Annotated in this window: 19 protein-coding genes and 1 pseudogene; 9 read left to right on the forward strand and 11 right to left on the reverse strand. The window is 62.3% G+C overall.

What is annotated here, in order from left to right; translation table 11 throughout:
- Positions 1-64: 64 nt before the first annotated feature.
- Complete coding sequence (locus ACT53S_RS03895) at positions 65-1483, forward strand: DUF6880 family protein (protein WP_476065981.1); 1419 nt, start codon at positions 65-67, stop codon at positions 1481-1483.
- Here the strand turns inward: ACT53S_RS03895 and ACT53S_RS03900 are convergent.
- Entirely contained in the window at positions 1480-2376 is an 897-nt protein-coding gene (locus ACT53S_RS03900; protein ID WP_476065982.1) for a LysR family transcriptional regulator, read from the reverse strand. The two genes, ACT53S_RS03895 and ACT53S_RS03900, sit on opposite strands and share 4 nt — an antisense overlap.
- 138 nt (positions 2377-2514) lie before the next feature.
- Between ACT53S_RS03900 and ACT53S_RS03905 the strand changes: the two genes are divergently transcribed.
- The 6 genes from ACT53S_RS03905 to ACT53S_RS03930 all read left to right on the forward strand — a co-directional run bounded on the left by ACT53S_RS03905 (position 2515) and on the right by ACT53S_RS03930 (position 8148).
- On the forward strand, positions 2515-3948 hold the full coding sequence (locus tag ACT53S_RS03905; RefSeq protein ID WP_476065983.1) for an FAD-linked oxidase C-terminal domain-containing protein: 1434 nt from the start codon (positions 2515-2517) through the stop codon (positions 3946-3948).
- Positions 3949-3956: 8 nt separating this feature from the next.
- Positions 3957-5150 carry a glycolate oxidase subunit GlcE gene (gene glcE, locus ACT53S_RS03910; protein ID WP_476066629.1) on the forward strand — a complete coding sequence of 398 codons (1194 nt, stop codon included), beginning with the start codon at positions 3957-3959 and terminating at the stop codon, positions 5148-5150.
- 11 nt (positions 5151-5161) lie between these two features.
- Positions 5162-5542: a DUF4870 family protein gene (locus tag ACT53S_RS03915; RefSeq protein WP_476065984.1), complete on the forward strand. Its 381-nt coding sequence runs from the start codon at positions 5162-5164 to the stop codon at positions 5540-5542.
- Between the two features lies 1 nt (position 5543).
- Entirely contained in the window at positions 5544-6281 is a 738-nt protein-coding gene (locus ACT53S_RS03920; RefSeq protein ID WP_476065985.1) for an endonuclease NucS domain-containing protein, read from the forward strand.
- Between the two features lie 5 nt (positions 6282-6286).
- Complete coding sequence (gene glcF, locus ACT53S_RS03925) at positions 6287-7600, forward strand: glycolate oxidase subunit GlcF (RefSeq protein ID WP_476065986.1); 1314 nt, start codon at positions 6287-6289, stop codon at positions 7598-7600.
- 125 nt (positions 7601-7725) lie between these two features.
- Positions 7726-8148 (forward strand): hypothetical protein, encoded by a 423-nt coding sequence (locus tag ACT53S_RS03930; protein ID WP_476065987.1) that lies wholly within the window; start codon positions 7726-7728, stop codon positions 8146-8148.
- Positions 8149-8169: 21 nt separating this feature from the next.
- Here the strand turns inward: ACT53S_RS03930 and ACT53S_RS03935 are convergent, their stop codons facing one another.
- The 3 genes from ACT53S_RS03935 to ACT53S_RS03945 all read right to left on the reverse strand — a co-directional run bounded on the left by ACT53S_RS03935 (position 8170) and on the right by ACT53S_RS03945 (position 10552).
- Positions 8170-8829, reverse strand: coding sequence for an outer membrane beta-barrel protein (locus tag ACT53S_RS03935; RefSeq protein WP_476065988.1), 660 nt, complete (start codon positions 8827-8829; stop codon positions 8170-8172).
- 144 nt (positions 8830-8973) lie between these two features.
- Positions 8974-9594, reverse strand: coding sequence for a L,D-transpeptidase (locus ACT53S_RS03940; RefSeq protein ID WP_476066630.1), 621 nt, complete (start codon positions 9592-9594; stop codon positions 8974-8976).
- A gap of 154 nt (positions 9595-9748) precedes the next feature.
- Positions 9749-10552: a L,D-transpeptidase gene (locus ACT53S_RS03945; RefSeq protein ID WP_113375993.1), complete on the reverse strand. Its 804-nt coding sequence runs from the start codon at positions 10550-10552 to the stop codon at positions 9749-9751.
- Positions 10553-10761: 209 nt separating this feature from the next.
- Here ACT53S_RS03945 and ACT53S_RS03950 point away from each other — a divergent pair, with 209 nt between their 5' ends.
- Positions 10762-11397 (forward strand): DNA-3-methyladenine glycosylase I, encoded by a 636-nt coding sequence (locus tag ACT53S_RS03950; RefSeq protein ID WP_476065989.1) that lies wholly within the window; start codon positions 10762-10764, stop codon positions 11395-11397.
- A 3-nt stretch (positions 11398-11400) separates the two neighbouring features.
- Here the strand turns inward: ACT53S_RS03950 and ACT53S_RS03955 are convergent, their stop codons facing one another.
- From ACT53S_RS03955 to ACT53S_RS03985, 7 genes and pseudogenes are all read right to left on the reverse strand, one after another.
- Complete coding sequence (locus ACT53S_RS03955; protein WP_476065990.1) at positions 11401-12066, reverse strand: DNA-3-methyladenine glycosylase I; 666 nt, start codon at positions 12064-12066, stop codon at positions 11401-11403.
- A gap of 6 nt (positions 12067-12072) precedes the next feature.
- Positions 12073-12780, reverse strand: coding sequence for an HAD family hydrolase (locus tag ACT53S_RS03960; protein ID WP_476065991.1), 708 nt, complete (start codon positions 12778-12780; stop codon positions 12073-12075).
- A 97-nt stretch (positions 12781-12877) separates the two neighbouring features.
- Positions 12878-13255: a CopM family metallochaperone gene (gene copM / locus ACT53S_RS03965; protein ID WP_476065992.1), complete on the reverse strand. Its 378-nt coding sequence runs from the start codon at positions 13253-13255 to the stop codon at positions 12878-12880.
- A 63-nt stretch (positions 13256-13318) separates the two neighbouring features.
- Positions 13319-13714, reverse strand: coding sequence for a hypothetical protein (locus tag ACT53S_RS03970; RefSeq protein ID WP_476065993.1), 396 nt, complete (start codon positions 13712-13714; stop codon positions 13319-13321).
- Between the two features lie 59 nt (positions 13715-13773).
- A complete protein-coding gene (locus ACT53S_RS03975) occupies positions 13774-14520 on the reverse strand; it encodes a hypothetical protein (RefSeq protein ID WP_476065994.1) in 747 nt (248 codons plus the stop codon).
- A gap of 3 nt (positions 14521-14523) precedes the next feature.
- Positions 14524-14792: pseudogene (locus tag ACT53S_RS03980) on the reverse strand (type II toxin-antitoxin system RelE family toxin).
- A complete protein-coding gene (locus tag ACT53S_RS03985; RefSeq protein ID WP_476066664.1) occupies positions 14776-15099 on the reverse strand; it encodes a type II toxin-antitoxin system RelB family antitoxin in 324 nt (107 codons plus the stop codon). The pseudogene ACT53S_RS03980 and the gene ACT53S_RS03985 overlap by 17 nt, the downstream one beginning before the upstream one ends.
- A 57-nt stretch (positions 15100-15156) precedes the next feature.
- Here ACT53S_RS03985 and hisS point away from each other — a divergent pair, with 57 nt between their 5' ends.
- Positions 15157-16689 (forward strand): histidine--tRNA ligase, encoded by a 1533-nt coding sequence (hisS, locus tag ACT53S_RS03990; RefSeq protein ID WP_476065995.1) that lies wholly within the window; start codon positions 15157-15159, stop codon positions 16687-16689.
- Positions 16690-16706: the final 17 nt, after the last annotated feature.

Here is a 16706-nt window from a genome sequence, read left to right on the forward strand (position 1 = left end):
ATTTGTCCTTGCCGAGCGTCAGCGTCCGTTCGATATAAAGCCAGCAGAAGTGGATGAAGGCAGAATGGCAAGACAGACCAAGGCAAAACTCGACAAGAAGGGGCTGACCGGCCTTGGGCTCGAGAAACTGGTCGATATCCTTCTGGAGGAATCCGCTGCGAACAAGGCGCTGAAGGCCCGGCTGCAGACGGCGCTCGCGGGCGAGACCGGGCCTGACGAGATGGCCCGGCTGATCGACAAGCGGCTCGACGCCATCGATCAGGCAACGACCCGCATCAACCGGGCCCGCGCGCGCGATCTTGCCGGCGAGTTCGCAGCCCTGGCCCGCAACATCCTCTCCGAGCTTGGGGCTGCCGATCCTCAGGCTGCTGCCGAGCGTATCCTGCGCTTCCTCGGCCTCCGTTTCCCCGTTTCCGCCCGGATGGCGACCGACAATGCCCGCCTCTGGAAGGTCTTCGAGGATACCGAGCTCGCCGCCCTTGAGCTGATCAAGACCGTAGGCGCTGAGGAGCAGCCGCTGCTCGTGCCGCATCTGGAACGCCTGCGGTTGCGCGACCGCTACGGCGAACACACCGGTTTCCTGCGCGCGCTGACCGGCGTCGTCTCGGGGCCGGCAGCGAAGGCGTGGCGCAAGGTGCTGGCGGAGGTCCTGCCCTCCGAACCCTTGAAGCTCGGCGCGCTCGATCTCCTGCAATCGCTCGCTCTTCATCAGGGTGACATCGACGATTTCCTCTCACTGGAGCGCCAGAAGCCGGACAACCGCCGCGACACGCTCGCCGTGGCCAGCATGCTGCATCAGGCCGGCCGTCACGAGGACGCGCTGGAATGGGTGCGCGAGCGCCCGCGCGGCGTGCGCCTCATCCCGGTCAATGGCGTGCTGGCATCGGTCGGTCCAGACTATGGTGCTCATGAGCGCCGCCTGCTGGAGGCCGAGATTCTCGAAAGGCTGAAGCGTCGCGAGGACGCCCAGGAACTGCGCTGGCGGGAATTTGCCGAAACCCTCGATCCCGAGGTCCTCAAGCTCTACCTGTCGAAGCTCGACGATTTCGCCGAATTCGACGAACTCGACCGGGCGCTGGCGCTCGCAAAGGAGCACGAGGACATCTATCTCGCGCTCGACTTTTTCCTGGCCTGGCCACGCCTCGATCTCGCCGCCGCCCATGTCCTGCGCCACAGCCACGACTGGGAGGGCCGCCACTACGACGACCTCGCCCCCGCTGCCGAGGCATTGTCGGCGAAGGAGCCGCTGGCCGCCGTCGTTCTCTACCGCGTGCTGGTCGAAGACATCCTCCGTCGCGGCATCGGCATGGCCTATCCCCATGCCGGGCGCTATGTCGGCGAGCTCGCCCGCCTCATGCCGAACCTGCCTGAAGGTCACGGCCTTTCGACCCATGCTGCGTTTCTGGCGGAGCTAAAGCGCAATCATTCGAAGAAATACGGTTTTTGGAGTTCGGTGCCGGGTGGGTTGGCGGCGCAGTCCTAGCGCTCCCAATAAGGCACCGGCCCGTATAGCTCCGCTAAGTAATCGATGAACAACCGCACCTTGGCTGGCAGGAACTGGCGGCTCGGATAGACGGCGGACAGCGCCACATTGCGCGAGCTTTCATACTGCGGCAGCACCTGCACCAGTTTGCCGCTCTTCAGCTCCGCCCCGACATCCCATGTGGAGCGTAGCGCAATGCCGAGGCCGGCGATCACGGCCTCGCGGATGACCTCGCTGGAATTGGTGATCAGCATGCCCTCCGGTCTGAGGGTCACCGGCCCGCTTGGCCCTTCCAGCCGCCAAGAGTCGTGGTTATGGGCCGGCAGGCAGCGATGTTTCTTCAGGTCCTCCAGGGTCTCGGGCGTCCCATGCGCGGCCAGATAGCCAGGTGCAGCGCAGAGCACGCGGCGCACGGGTGCAAGCCGGCGGGCGACCAACGAGGAATCGTTGAGTTCGGCAATACGAATGGCGAGATCGAAGCCGCCGCCAACGATGTCGGTAAACTCGTCCGACAGCACCAGATGGATCGCCAGATCCGGATGCGCCTCCATGAAGGGCTTCAAGTGCGGCGCGACATGCATGCGGCCGAAGGAGGTCGATGCCGAGATCTTCAGCGTGCCGTTGACCTCCGAGGAACGTCCTGACGCAAAGGCTTCCGCCTCTTCAAGCCCGCCCAGCACCGTCAAAACCCGCTCGTGAAAACCCTGGCCGGCCTCCGTCAGCGATATCTGCCGCGTCGTGCGCTGCAGGAGCCGCGTGCCGAGCTTGTCCTCAAGCCGCTTGATGCGTTTGGACACAACGGCCGGCGACAACCCCAGATCGCGCGCCGCCGTCGACATGCTGCCGGCAGCGATGACGCGGACGAAGACTTCGAGATCGCCAAGATTGGTCATGAGTAGCCGCCACTGTTTCCGATTTGGTCATAAGTGCATAGCATTTGCCCTGCGAAAGTCCTAGTGGTAAGAAAATTGGACCAGTTGAGCGAAAGGCCTCCTGTCGCTAGGATCGGTGCATGTCGGGAGGAGACCATCATGAGTGAGGCCATCGCCTTTTTGCCGCCGAGAGCGCAGGTCCTGTCGCGTCGCGCCGAGATCCTGGCCGACCTGAAGGAACTCGTGCCCGCCGGCCGTCTCGTGGCCGAGGAAACCGCGCTGGTGCCTTTCGAAACCGATGGCTTCATCGCCTATCGCCGCCGCCCGCTTGCCGTCGTTCTGCCGGAGACCACAGCGCAGGTCGCTGCCGTGATGAAATACTGCCACCGCTACGGCATTCCCGTCGTCCCGCGCGGTGCCGGCACTTCTCTGTCGGGCGGTGCGATCCCGCAGGAGGACGCCATCGTTCTCGGCCTCTCCGCCATGACCCGCATCCTCGACACCGATTACGCCAACCGCTGCGCAACGGTCCAGGCAGGTGTCACCAACCTCGCCATCTCCGACGCCGTCGGCGCCGACGGCTATTTCTACGCGCCAGATCCGAGCTCGCAGCTCGCCTGCACCATCGGCGGAAACATCGCCATGAATTCCGGCGGCGCCCATTGTTTGAAATACGGCGTGACCACCAACAATCTCCTTGGGGTCAAGATGGTGCTGGTGGACGGCACGGTGATCGAACTGGGCGGCAAGCATCTGGACGCCGAGGGTTATGACCTGCTCGGTCTCGTCTGCGGCTCGGAGGGGCAGCTCGGCGTGGTCACCGAAGCCACCGTCCGCCTGCTGGCCAAGCCGGAAGGCGCGCGCCCCGTGCTTTTCGGCTTCGACAGCGCAGAAGCCGCCGGCTCCTGCGTCGCCGATGTCATCGGCGCCGGCATCATCCCCGTTGCCATCGAATTCATGGACAAGCCGGCCATCGAGATCTGCGAGGCATTCGCCAAGGCCGGCTATCCGCTCGATGTCGAGGCGCTGCTGATCGTCGAGGTCGAGGGCTCTGAAGCCGAGATGGACGCCATGCTGGCCGCAATCGTCGAGATCGCCAAACGCCATGGCGTAAAGACGGTGCGCGAAAGCCAGACAGCGACGGAGGCCGCCCTCATCTGGAAAGGCCGCAAATCCGCCTTCGGCGCCACCGGTCGCATCGCCGACTATATCTGCATGGATGGCACCGTGCCGCTCAGCCAGCTCGCCTACGTGCTGCGCAAGACCTCCGAGATCACCGACCGCTACGGGTTGCGCATCGCCAATGTCTTCCATGCAGGCGACGGCAACATGCACCCGCTGATCCTCTACAACATCAACGACCCTGAAGACGCGGCGAGGGCGGAAGCCGCCGGCATGGAAATCCTCAAGCTTTGCGTCGATGCCGGCGGCTGTCTCACCGGCGAGCATGGCGTCGGCATCGAGAAACGCGACCTGATGCGCCACCAGTTCTCCGACATCGACCTCGCCCAGCAGATGGCCGTGCGCTCCGCCTTTGACGAGGGCTGGATCCTCAATCCCTCCAAGGTCTTTCCGCTGGAGGGGAGGGGATGATGCCAAGCATGCTGACCCCCTCGACCGAAGCAGAAGCCGCGGAGCTCATCCGCGAGCATGCCGCGAAGAAAACCCCGCTGCACATCCGCGGCGGCGGCACCCGGGCGGGCTTCGGCAACGCCGTGAGCGCCGACTCCACGCTCTCCTCCTCGTCCCTCACCGGCATTGTCGAATACAACCCCGCCGAAATGGTCATCACCGCCCGTGCGGGCACCCCCGTTGCCGAGATCGAGGCGGCACTGGCCGAAAACGGGCAGGGCATGGCCTTCGAACCCGTCGACCATCGTGGCGCCATGGGCACGATAGGCGCGCCCACCATCGGCGGCCTCTTCGCCGTGAACAGCTCCGGTCCGCGCCGCTTCACGGCAGGGGCTGCTCGCGACCATCTGCTCGGAGTTCGCTTCGTCAATGGCGCAGGCGATGTGGTGAAGGCTGGCGGCAAGGTGATGAAGAACGTCACCGGCCTCGACCTCGTCAAGCTGCTCGCCGGGTCCCACGGCACGCTCGGCTTCCTCACCGAAGTCACCTTTAAGGTCTTGCCGGTGGCGAAGACCTCGGCCACCCTTGTTCTCTCTGGTCTTGAGGACGAGCAGGCGATGCAGGCGCTCGCCGCCGCCATGTCGCTCTCCGTCGAAGTCTCCGGGGCGGCCCATCTGCCGGAAAGCGTGCGCGGCCGCTTCATCTCCGGAAAGCTTGCAGATGGGGCAGCCACCGTCATGCGCCTCGAAGGCCTGGAGGCCTCCGTAGCCGTGCGCGCCGAAAAGCTGGCGGCGGCCATGGCAGGCTTCGGCTCGGTCAGCCGCCTTGATGATGCGGATTCGAAAACGCTGTGGCGCGAAATCCGTGACGTCCTGTCCTATGCCGACGGCACGGCGCGTCCGCTGTGGCGTGTGTCCATGGCGCCATCGGAAGCCTGGAAGCTCGTCGCCGGCTTGCGACTGCGCGCCGGCATCGATGCCTATTACGACTGGCAGGGCGGTCTCGTCTGGATGCGCATGGAGGCTGATGCGGAAGCCGATGTCTTGCGCCATGGCATCCGCACGCTCGGCGGCGGCCATGCGACGCTTGTCAGGGCCGCACCGCTGGTCCGCGCCGAAGTCACGGCTTTCGAACCGCAATCGCCCGCCGTCGCTTTGCTTTCCGCCCGAGTCAGGGCAAAACTCGACCCACACGGGATCTTCAATCCCGGCCTGATGATGTGAAGGAGTTTGTCATGACTGATCCCAATTTCCAGCCGCCTGCGACCTCTGGTGGGGAGGGTTGGTTCTCTCCCGGCCGCCTCAATGTTCAGGTGGTCTATGCCCTCTATCTCGTCAGCTTCGTGGTCGGCATCACCGGCATCATCGGGCTGATCATGGCCTATGTGAACCGCGGCAAGGGGCCGGCCTGGGTCGATACGCATTACACCTATGCCATCCGGACCTTCTGGATTGGTCTGCTCTACGCGCTGATCGCCAGCATCCTGATGCTGGCCTTTGTCGGTGTCATCCTGATCTTCGGCGTCGCCATCTGGATCGTCGTCCGCTGCGTCATCGGCCTGCAGAAGGCCTCGGCCGGCGAACCGATCGCCCGTCCCACCAGCTGGTGGATCTGATATGCGGACAGACTATCGGCAGTGGCTCATCGCTCAGGAATACTCCGACAACACCATAACGGCGCAGTTGCACCGCGTATCGAAAGTCGAAAGCGCCTATGGCAGCCTTGATAACATCTTTGCCGATGGTCGGTATGAGCAGTTGATCTCGGAGTTGACCTATTCGGTCGCAGATGAGCGAACTGGGCGACCCAATCCGTCGAAAATTATTTTCGAGGGCAATATTCGGAACAACCTGCAATCCTATAAAAATGCAGTAGTTCGTTATCGGAAGTTCCTGGCGAGCGATTGGGATGGGGCTGCTGTGGCACCTGTCCCGAATCCGGAACCTGAGATGGAAGAGCCGGGGGAGCCCCTAGCGGAGAAGCAAAGGCTCTCCCTCGAGCGGGACATGCAGGCCGCGTTAAGGCGGGAGATCCGGCTGCTTGAGCCGGATCTGGAGATTATTGATGACGGCGCTGAGCGAGCCGTGAACTTAGGCTTCATCGACATATTGTGTCGCGACAAGGCTGCTCGTACCGTCGTCGTCGAACTTAAAGCCGGTAAGACCGATGCACGCGTGGTCGGGCAGGTTCTAGGTTACATGGGTGATCTTATGGATGAGGACGAACTATCCGAAGTACGCGGCATCGTCGTCGCGCATGAGTTCGACCGCCGCACGATCGCGGCCGCGCGGGCCGTCCCAGGCTTGAGCCTCGTGCGCTACTCGATTTCGTTCAGATTTGAACCCCAGGGGTAGCTCGCATGCAGACCAATTTCACCGCTGAGCAGCTCGCCGATCCCCATGTCGCGGAAGCCGAGAGCATCTTGCGCAAATGCGTGCATTGCGGCTTCTGCACCGCCACCTGTCCCACCTATGTGACGCTGAGCAACGAGCTCGACAGCCCGCGCGGCCGCATCTACCTGATCAAGGACATGCTGGAAAACGGCCGCCCGGCGGATGAGCAGATCGTTACCCATATCGACCGCTGTCTCTCCTGCCTCGCCTGCACGACGACCTGTCCCTCCGGTGTCGACTATATGCACTTGGTCGACCATGCCCGCACCCATATCGAAAAGACCTATCGCCGTCCGCTGATGAACAGGCTGACCCGCAACATGCTGGCCATGGTTCTGCCCTATCCCGGCCGCTTCCGGCTGGCCTTGAAGCTCGCGGCTCTGGGGCGGCCCTTTGCCGGCCTTTTCGACCAAGTGACGGCTCTGAAGCCGATGGCTGCCATGCTCAGGCTCGCCCCTTCCAAGGTCCCGCCAGCGTCGGACTTCGCAAAACCCGCCACCCATGCTGCGTCAGTTGCCCGCCGGGGCCGCGTCGCCATCCTGACCGGTTGCGCCCAGCCTGTCCTTGATCCCGGCATCAACGAAGCGGCGATCTCGCTTCTCACCCGCCTCGGTGTTGAGGTGGTCGTACCCCAGGGCGAGGGCTGCTGCGGCGCGCTCGTCCACCATATGGGCCGCGAGGAGCAGGCGCTCGACAGCGCCCGCCGCAATGTCGATGTCTGGACCCGTGCCATCGAAGAGGGCGGCCTCGACGCGATCATCGTCACGACCTCGGGCTGCGGCACGACGATCAAGGACTACGGCCACATGCTGCGTCTCGATCCGGCCTATGCAGAAAAAGCGGCCAAGGTCTCTGCACTTGCAAAGGACGTCACCGAATATCTCTCCACCCTCGATCTGCCGATCTCCGAGAGCAAGGGGCTGACCGTCGCCTATCATTCCGCTTGCTCCCTGCAGCACGGGCAGAAGGTGGTGATGGCACCGAAACTGCTCCTGAAGTCGGCAGGCTTCGCGGTCAAGGATCCGCCGGAAGGCCATCTCTGCTGCGGCTCCGCCGGCACCTACAACATCATGCAGCCCGAGATTTCAGCTCGGCTCAAGGCGCGCAAGGTCAAGAACATCGTGTCCACGAAGCCCGACATCATCGCCGCCGGTAACATCGGTTGCATGACCCAGATCGGCTCTGCCACCGGCATCCCAGTTGTGCATACGGTCGAGCTTCTCAACTGGGCCTATGGCGGTCCGCGTCCCAAATCCCTCGATCGCCAAACTTCGGTTTGAGGGCAGACCGGCGGAATGCTTTGTTAAGCAAAAGCTGTTATACCTGTGCCAGGATGGTTCATTCGGGCGCCGACCATGGGAAAAAACACCTGCCGCTCGCCTTGCTCGTCCTGTGTTCTTGGGCAATGCCGACCATAGCTGCCGAACGCGTTTATTGCGCCGCGTCCGATGCGGCGGTCAGTGTTTCCCTGGAGACGGGCTTCAGCAAGAAGGACGAGCAGCAACTCATCCATTTTCGCGGCATTGCCGGGGTCCGGGACGCAGCTGTCCCGATGGAATTCCGCCGTCTCGATCTGAACTCCGACATGCTACGCCAGTACTGGACCGACAAGCACGACCTCCGTTTCAGCATGCAGGCCTTCTCGCCCCCGAAATCGCCCGTCTACCGCATCACGATGTCGATCCTGACCACCCGCCAGACCGACAGCGCCTCCAGCTACAAGGGCCGTTATCGTCTTGCTGTCCAGCAACTCGCGCCGGGCAGCCGCGTGGAGGGTGACATTCTCTTCGATCACGAGACGCCGATTTTCTGTGCGATCAAGGGGTAATGTCTCAGCCCCTCCGTCTGCTCAGAACTTGTAGCTCACGCCGAGATTGACCGCATTGGTGAGGATCTTGGTCTTCAGCGTTGCCCCGGAATCGATGTCGACGTCGACCCAGGAATAGTTGCCCTTGTATTCAAGGAACGCAGACCAGTTGCGCGTGAATTCATAGGCGACACCCGCCTGAGCCTGCAGCGTGGCACCGCCGAGCTGATATTCGAAAGTCCTGCCCGAACCACGCGTCACCTCGACATGCGGGATGTTCACGCCCGCACCCGCGCCGACGTAAGGCACGAACTTGGTGCCTTCGATGGGCATGCGATAGAGCGCATTCAGCGTGAGAAGGTTCAAGCCGTCGGAAAATTCGAAATGCGACCAGCCGGACGACGCGAGCGTTTCATCATCGGCATAAACCTTGGCATGGCTGAAATCGACCGCAAGGCCGACATTCGGCTTGCCCAGTCCATCCATCCACCAGGTGCCGCGCACCCCGTAATAGGGCGGGCTCTGGAAGGATCTGCCTTCCCAGCCGGCGCGGAAATCGGCGCCATCGGAAACATCAATGTCACTGTGGGGCGCCGTCTGAAAGCCGCTATAGACAGAAATGGCCATTTCAGCCTGTGCGGCAGATGCGAAGGCAGAAAGAACGACGCCGGCAACCGCCAGCGAAAGTGCACGCAATGTCATCAAGAAGTCCCCGCGGTGGATACCGGCGGGGTTTCTCAGCCACGCCGTCTGCCGAAGACTGCCTCGCCGAGACGACAGGACGATGACAAGGAAACGGCCGCGCTTTTGGCGCGGCCGAGGCAATGGTCTGACGGTCGGTTGCTTTCAGCCGCCGAAGATCGTGCGCAGGATGTCGATGCCCTTGTCGTCGAAGGAGACATCGCCCTGCTTGTTGCCGGGGCCCACCACGATCACCTTGGCACCGATTTCGGCGCGATCGTAGAGGTGTTCCACATCCTTGTTCATCATGCGGATGCAGCCGGACGACATGTTGAGACCGATCGTCCAGGGCTGGTTGGTGCCGTGGATGCGAAAGATCGTGTCGCGGCCGCCCTTGTAGAGATACATGGCGCGGGCGCCGAGCGGATTGTCCGGGCCGCCTTCCTGCACGACCGGCAGGATATGGCCCTTGGCGGCTTCGCGGCGGCGCATTTCTGCCGGCGGGCGCCATTCCGGCCATTCCGACTTGCGGCCGATCTTCACGATACCGGACCAGCCAAAACCGTCGCGGCCGACGCCCACCCCGTAACGGGTCGCGCGGTTGTTGCCTTCGACGAAATAGAGGAACTTGTTGTTGGTATCGATGATGATCGTGCCGGGCTTCTCGTCGGTCGTCAGCCGGACGACCTTGCGCTTGAACTTTTCGGCAACGGTCTTTTGTTGCGCCACCAGCGTGACGTCACTGGTCGTCTGGACTGGATTGAGGCTGATGGCGCTCGCCGGCATGGGAAGCAGGAAGGTTGCCGCGATCAAGGTCGCGGCAACGCGGGTCGTGATGGAATCAAGCATGGTTCGTCCCCTGGAAATACTGGGGTTGGAGCCTATCCGCTTCCTTTTCTAATGCAAGGCCCTCTGCAAGGCTTGTGATGTCGGGAGTGCTTTAGATCACAATGACCTTGGTGCCGACCTTAACCCGCTCGTAGAGGTCGGTTACATCCTCGTTGCGCATGCGGATGCAGCCGGAGGAGACGCCGCTGCCGATCGACCATGGCGCATTGGTGCCGTGGATGCGGTAAAGGGTCGAGCCGAGATAGAGAGCCCGGGCGCCGAGCGGATTTTCCGGCCCGCCTTCCATGCTGGCCGGAAGATAGTGACCCTTGGCCGCCTCGCGGGCGATCATCTCTTTCGGCGGGTTCCATGTCGGCCATTCGCGCTTGGCGGTCACCTTGTGCGTGCCGGCCCATTCGAAGCCCGGTTTTCCGACGCCGACGCCGTAACGCTTGGCCATGCCGTCGGCCATCACGAGATAGAGGAAGCGCTCGCGGGTATCGATGACGATGGTGCCCGGCTTTTCGGTTGTCTGGTATGCGACCATCTGGGGCAGGAACTGCGGCTCGATCTGCGTGCGCACGGGCTTGTTCGGCCGCATTGCAACCGGTTGAACGGTCGGCTGCTGTCCGAAGAGCACACGACGCTGTTGCACAAGCGGACGCTGACGGGCCGGCTGCGCCTGCATGACCTGCTGGCGATAGACCGGCACCATCTGCCGTCCGGCATTGACGGTAGGCCGTGTGGCATAGCCCCGCGTCTGCACTGGCACGCCGCCGAGTTGCAGAACCCAGGCCGCTTGCAGGTCGGGGCTCACCATGACCGGCGGTCGGGTCTGGTAACGGTCATTGGCCGTGGCGGAAAAGGCGAAGGGCAGGCTGGCGATCACGGCCAGCAGGACGGATTTCTTCAACATCGGACAACTCGCAACTTGGGACCGAAGACAGCGGCGGGCGCAAAGCCCGCCCGGTTCAGTTGGATCGTGCCAGAGTGCCGCCCGCGAATTGGTAAAGACGCATTCATGAAAATGCGATCTCGCTTGTAAACCTTCTGTCAGGGTTAGCGAGCAGTTTGGAAAAATCGTGAACAAATGGTAAACGAGCTGAAATCGCGCGGGAGAATCTTATGGAGCATGTGGCAGAAGGCTTGATCCGGGGAGAGGACGGTCTCGACCGCTGCTTCTGGCATGGCGGTCTTGAGGACTACCGGCGCTATCATGACGAGGAATGGGGCCGCCCCGTCACAGACGATGCCAGGCTCTTCGAGAAAATCTGCCTCGAAGGTTTCCAGTCCGGCCTCTCCTGGCTGACGATCCTGAGAAAGCGCGAAAACTTCCGCGCAGCCTTTGCCGGCTTCGACTTCCATCAGGTCGCCCGCTTTGGTGACGAAGACATAGCCCGATGCCTCGCCGATGCCGGCATCATCCGCCATCGCGGCAAGATCGTCTCGACCATCAACAACGCCCGCCGGGCGGTGGATCTGGAGATCGAGTTCGGTTCGCTCTCTCGCTACTTCTGGAGTTACGAACCCGACGCTTCCGAGCGCCCGCCGCGCATGGACTATGCTACGCTCAAGGCCAACCCGACATCGCCCACCTCGATCCGTCTGTCGAAGGACCTGAAGAAGCGCGGCTGGACCTTCGTCGGCCCGACCACGGTCTATGCCTTCATGCAGGCCATGGGCCTCGTCAACGACCACATCGAAGGCTGCTGCTGCCGTGCGCCGACGGAAGAGCTGCGCACCCGGCTCATACGCCCGTGACCGTCAGTCGATGCTGACGGCGAGGATGCGGCTGATCTCGGTCAGCGACCGTCCGGATTGCGCCCGCCACGTGTTGAAGGCCGCCTGCACCGCCGCCTTGTCTTTCGCCGATGTCGGCGCCTTGTCGACGACGCCCTCTGCGATCAGCCGGTTCACCACGCTTTGCGAGAGGATGAAGCTGTCGATCCCGGCAAAGCGCAGGAAGTATTGGCCCGTGTTGCCGCCGAGCCGCGAACCCTTCTTCTGCAGAACGTCGAGGAGGCCGATGAAATTGTCCGTCGGCCAGCCGGCGAAGAAGGCGGCCGCCGAACCATGTTCACGCGCGATCTCGGAGAGAAACACGGCATTCTCCTGCACCGCCTTTATCTTCGGCCCATGCCGCACGATGCGCGTATCGGAAACGAGACGACCAAAATCCTCATCATGCAGCATCGCGCAATGCCCGATCTCGAAGCCCCCGAAGGCCGCCTCGAAGCCCGGCCACATCGCCTCCACGACCTTCCAGTTGAAGCCGGACTGGAAGATGCATTTGGTCATCAGCGCCAGAAACCGATCATCCGCCATGGCTGCAATCTCTGTCTGCGGCTTCGGATGCTGCAGGCTCTCGAGCACACCGACCTCACCCTTGCGGGCAACCGCGAGCGCATAGATTTCGTCGAAGGAGCGCATGGGGCCTCAATGCTGAAGGTTGGCGACAAGCTCAGGCACATGCCCGAGATCCGGGATCTCGCGGAATCGCGGCGCCTCCGCGGGCTTTTCGACATGCTCCAGCACCCAGGTGAGTTCATGCGGCACGAAGACCCCCCATGCCCCGGCGGCGATCGCCGGCACCACATCGGATTTCAGCGAATTGCCGATCATCATCGACCGCTCCGGTCCCTCGCCATGTTTGCCAAAAATCCGCCGATAGGTGGTGGCCGTCTTGTCCGAGACGATCTCGACTGCGTCGAAATAGTCGCCGAGGCCTGATTGCGCCAGTTTGCGCTCCTGGTCGAAGAGGTCGCCCTTGGTGATCAGCACGAGGAAATACCTGCCCGCCAGCGCCTCCAGCGCATCGCGGGCATGCGGCAGGCATTCGACCGGGTGGCTCAGGAGGTCGCGACCGATCGAAAGGATTTCGCTGATCACGGAGGATGGGGCTCGCCCCTCGGTAATATCGAGCGCCGTCTCGATCATCGAGAGGGTAAAGCCTTTGATGCCGAAACCATAATGGGCGAGGTTGCGCTTCTCGGCCTCCAGCAAGCGCTCGGACACGTGCTCGCCCTCAGCAAACTCGGAGAGCAGGCTGCGGAAATGGCTTTCCGTCAGCTTGTAATACTGCTCGTTCTGCCAGAGCGTGTCGTCGGCATCGAAGCCGATCACGGAGACAGGGCGGTTTGACATGACGCCTCCTCTTAAGTCAGGGGGCCGAGACTAATCCCTCTCCGCGGCAAAGCAATGGCGCCCGAAGGCGCCATCACCATTTCAGATCTTGCCGAGCTTACTGCCCGTTCTTGGCCAGCCACGCCTTCATCATGGCGATTTCACCCTCCTGGGCCTTGATCACCTCTTCCGCCAGTTTGCGGATTTCCGGATCCTTGCCGTGTTCGAGCACGATCTTTGCCATGTCGATCGCGCCCTGATGATGCGGGATCATCCCCTGGACGAAATCGACATCGGCATTGCCGGTGAGCGGCACGGCCATGTCCTTGTGCATCCGGGCATTAGCCTCGGCAAAGGCCTTAGACGACGGGCTGTCGCCCATCATTTCGCCCATTGAGGACATGTCGTGTCCCTGATGGGTGTTGTCCTGGGCGAAGGCGGATGTGGTGATAAGTGCGGTCGCAAGCGATGCCGCAATAAAGATGGTCTTCAGCATTGAAATCTCCTGTGCTGATCGATGTCGGATAGTCGCGGCCGCGGGCCACGAAATTTCATCGGATCAGGCGCGGGGAGGGGGCGTCGCAGGTGCCGTCAATTGCGACACGAACCTTGGCAGACGGGCGGAAGCCTCGGCGGCCCGCGCCGGTGTGCCGCTATCGGCAAAGACCGCCTCTGCAGGAAGCGTAAGGCAGGCCGCGCAATGCCCGGTCATCTTTACGGGCTTCATAGGTTGGTCGGAGCCGGGATCAGTGTCGGCAACGGTCGTTGGTGAGCTCGAATGCGGACAATCAACATCGGCCATCACATCTGGAACCGGGGCAGGGTTGTGCCTCATCCCGCTACCACCATCCATCGCAGGCGCCACGGGCTTTGCCATGGCCGACATGCCGGTCATGGGCATGGCGCCGTAAGCAAGGGCCGCGACGAGCAGCAGGAGGCGGACGAGCGATGTCATGGCTTGAAGATGGGCCGCCATTCCGCCGAAAGCAAGGCACCCGGAAGCAAGAATGACGCTCAGCGCGCGACAACGTGATGTACGATCCGATAGTCCCGGCTCTCTTCACCAAATGGGATCACCGGCCAATCCCAGTGAACCGAAGATGTGCCGAGATTGACGCCATGCAGGAGGTCGTGGGTTTCGTGCTCAACACCGTTTCGGTCGATGACCGTATAGCTGACATCGGTGACAAGGCAGGTCCTCGCCGGCAGGTCAGCCAGCCCCTCGACATGCGCCGAAACCACTTGGCGCATCCTGTCGTCTTCCGCCGGCTGCCCACCGAGCCGCCTGGCGACGCCGATGCCGATCTGTGAGAGCAGATTGGCCGAAACCACCAAATCGAGATAGGGCACCTGCCGGAGAAACGACAGCGGCTCCAAAACCTCGCCAGCAAGCAGGGCATCAATCCCCGAAAGATCCCGCTCGATCAGCCGTACATTCTTGAGACCCTTGACCTTCAGCCAAGTCCGGACGCTGGCCAGATGCACGAGATCGACCAGCACCACCGTATCGAACAGCCGCGATAGCTCGGCAACCGGCACATCGCGCAGCAGCCCTGAGCCTAGTACCACCGCCGTCCGCTTCTGCCGACATCCCTCCGCAGCCTCTAGAATGGCCGCCTTCGTCTGTCGCTCATGCTCGGCCCAGGCGGCACGGCAGCGATTTGCCCGCGCCCAGAGATTGACCGAGGAGCGGATGAAGGGGCGATGGCCAGCCGAGGTCAGCGGCCAGGTCGCGGCATAATTCAGGGCTTCGAGGATCATGTCTTACCGATAGACGGAGCTGCGATGGCCGATCTCGAACACGAGCACGATGAGTTTGCCGTCCTGGAATCGCAGATGATGCGATAGTCGCCAACCCGGTAACGCCAGAACTGACCCAGTTTGGAGCCCTGCAGGCGATCTGCGATTTGTCTGGGATCATCGAGCCCGGCCACGCGCTCTTCTAGGAATTTCCGGATACGCTTGCGAGTATCAGGGTCAAGTTTTTCCAGTGATTTCCGAACTGGCTGGCGATACTCAATCGTCCAGACCATGCCAGAATTCTTTCGAACTCACGACGCGGTCTTCACCGCTCTGAATGCTCTTCATCGCCGCTTCTGCAGCGGCGATATCCTGGAGGTCTTCCAGATGCCGCTGCAGTGCCATCGTCGCGTAGTCATCCGGATCTAGCCCATGTAGGTCTCCGTACCGGGAAATAACCCGATACAGGTCATCCGGAATTTGGATGGCAACGCGCTTGTTCATCGGTCCAACCTTTGTTTCGGGTGTAAACTTACCACCAAACACACCCATTTTCCAGCATCCGCCCTCCGCGCCGCCCGCCTTCGCCCTTGCCGCCAAATCCTTGATCCTCTAAGACACCGGCACCTTTTTGAAACGAAAATTCCGGTTGTCATCATGAGCGATAAGAACAAGAAGCCCCAGAAGCTGAAGGCCCGCCTGCCGCGCGGCTTCGTCGATCGCGAGGCTGCCGACATCCGTGCTGCCAACCAGATGATGGAGACCATCCGCGAGGTCTATGAGCGCTACGGCTTCGACCCGATCGAGACCCCGCTCTTCGAATATACCGATGCGCTCGGCAAATTCCTGCCCGACTCGGACCGCCCGAACGAAGGCGTCTTTTCGCTGCAGGACGATGACGAGCAGTGGATGTCGCTGCGCTACGACCTGACGGCGCCGATGGCCCGTCATGTTGCGGAGAACTTCCAGGAAATTCAGCTGCCGTTCCGCACCTATCGCGCAGGCTACGTCTTCCGCAACGAAAAGCCCGGCCCGGGCCGCTTCCGCCAGTTCATGCAGTTCGACGCCGACACCGTCGGCGCGCCGGGCGTCCAGTCCGATGCCGAAATGTGCATGATGATGGCCGACACGCTGGAAGCCCTCGGCATCAAGCGCGGCGACTATGTCATCCGGGTCAACAACCGCAAGGTTCTGGACGGCGTCATGGAGGCCATCGGCCTCGGCGGCGAGGAGAATGCGGGACGGCGTCTGGGCGTCCTGCGCGCCATCGATAAGCTCGACAAGTTTGGACCTGAAGGTGTGAAGCTTCTGCTCGGCGAAGGCCGCAAGGATGAGTCCGGCGACTTTACTAAAGGTGCGGGGCTGAACAACGATCAGATCGCCGAGATTTTGAAGTTCGTAGAGGCAGCACAGAGCGGTGGATCCCCTACTTTCTTCCAGGATTTGGAAAGCACGCTGCTCGCGCGGAGTGAAACCGGGTTGGCTGGTCTTCAGGAGCTTTCGACCATGAGCAGCCTATTCCACGCTGCTGGCTATCTCGGTGCCAAGGTCAAGATCGACCCCTCCGTCGTCCGCGGTCTCGAATACTACACCGGCCCCGTCTACGAAGCCGAACTCACCTTCGACGTCACCAACGAAAAGGGCGAAAAGGTCGTCTTCGGCTCAGTCGGCGGCGGCGGGCGTTATGATGGCCTCGTCTCGCGCTTCATGGGCCAGCCGGTCCCGGCCACCGGCTTCTCGATCGGCGTCTCGCGCCTGATGACGGCGCTGAAGAACCTCGGCAAGCTCGGCCAGGACGACGTACTCGGCCCCGTCCTCGTCACGGTCATGGATGGCGATGTCGAGAGCATGGGCCGCTACCAGCGCTTCACGCAACAGCTTCGCGCCGAAGGCATTCGCGCGGAAATGTATCAGGGCAACTGGAAGAAGTTCGGCAACCAGCTGAAATATGCCGACCGCCGTGGCGCCCCGATCGCCATCATCCAGGGCGGCGACGAGCGCGCGCAAGGCGTCGTCCAGATCAAGGACCTGATCGAGGGCAAGCGCCTCTCCGGCGAGATCACCGACAATGCCGAATGGCGTGAGGCCCGCGTCGCCCAGGAAGTCGTGGCCGAGGCGGACCTCGTCGCCAAGGTCAAGGAAATCCTCGCCGCCCAGGCGGAAGATCGCCGTCGGGCAAAGGGTGTTTGATGTCTGAGTTCGTGGCT

This window comes from Allorhizobium sp. DMC15 (genome assembly GCF_056314065.1).

Coding starts and splice junctions, on each gene's coding strand:
- ACT53S_RS03940 (WP_476066630.1), bottom strand. CDS start 9,594: ATGCCGGCGAGCGCCATCAGCCTCAATCCAGTCCAGACGACCAGTGAC.
- ACT53S_RS03960 (WP_476065991.1), bottom strand. CDS start 12,780: ATGTCAAACCGCCCTGTCTCCGTGATCGGCTTCGATGCCGACGACACG.
- ACT53S_RS03895 (WP_476065981.1), top strand. CDS start 65: ATGGCAAGACAGACCAAGGCAAAACTCGACAAGAAGGGGCTGACCGGC.
- ACT53S_RS03975 (WP_476065994.1), bottom strand. CDS start 14,520: ATGATCCTCGAAGCCCTGAATTATGCCGCGACCTGGCCGCTGACCTCG.
- ACT53S_RS03900 (WP_476065982.1), bottom strand. CDS start 2,376: ATGACCAATCTTGGCGATCTCGAAGTCTTCGTCCGCGTCATCGCTGCC.
- ACT53S_RS03920 (WP_476065985.1), top strand. CDS start 5,544: ATGCGGACAGACTATCGGCAGTGGCTCATCGCTCAGGAATACTCCGAC.
- ACT53S_RS03970 (WP_476065993.1), bottom strand. CDS start 13,714: ATGACATCGCTCGTCCGCCTCCTGCTGCTCGTCGCGGCCCTTGCTTAC.
- hisS (WP_476065995.1), top strand. CDS start 15,157: ATGAGCGATAAGAACAAGAAGCCCCAGAAGCTGAAGGCCCGCCTGCCG.
- ACT53S_RS03945 (WP_113375993.1), bottom strand. CDS start 10,552: ATGTTGAAGAAATCCGTCCTGCTGGCCGTGATCGCCAGCCTGCCCTTC.
- ACT53S_RS03930 (WP_476065987.1), top strand. CDS start 7,726: ATGCCGACCATAGCTGCCGAACGCGTTTATTGCGCCGCGTCCGATGCG.
- ACT53S_RS03955 (WP_476065990.1), bottom strand. CDS start 12,066: ATGCGCTCCTTCGACGAAATCTATGCGCTCGCGGTTGCCCGCAAGGGT.
- ACT53S_RS03915 (WP_476065984.1), top strand. CDS start 5,162: ATGACTGATCCCAATTTCCAGCCGCCTGCGACCTCTGGTGGGGAGGGT.
- glcF (WP_476065986.1), top strand. CDS start 6,287: ATGCAGACCAATTTCACCGCTGAGCAGCTCGCCGATCCCCATGTCGCG.
- ACT53S_RS03950 (WP_476065989.1), top strand. CDS start 10,762: ATGGAGCATGTGGCAGAAGGCTTGATCCGGGGAGAGGACGGTCTCGAC.
- ACT53S_RS03935 (WP_476065988.1), bottom strand. CDS start 8,829: ATGACATTGCGTGCACTTTCGCTGGCGGTTGCCGGCGTCGTTCTTTCT.
- ACT53S_RS03905 (WP_476065983.1), top strand. CDS start 2,515: ATGAGTGAGGCCATCGCCTTTTTGCCGCCGAGAGCGCAGGTCCTGTCG.
- glcE (WP_476066629.1), top strand. CDS start 3,957: ATGCTGACCCCCTCGACCGAAGCAGAAGCCGCGGAGCTCATCCGCGAG.
- copM (WP_476065992.1), bottom strand. CDS start 13,255: ATGCTGAAGACCATCTTTATTGCGGCATCGCTTGCGACCGCACTTATC.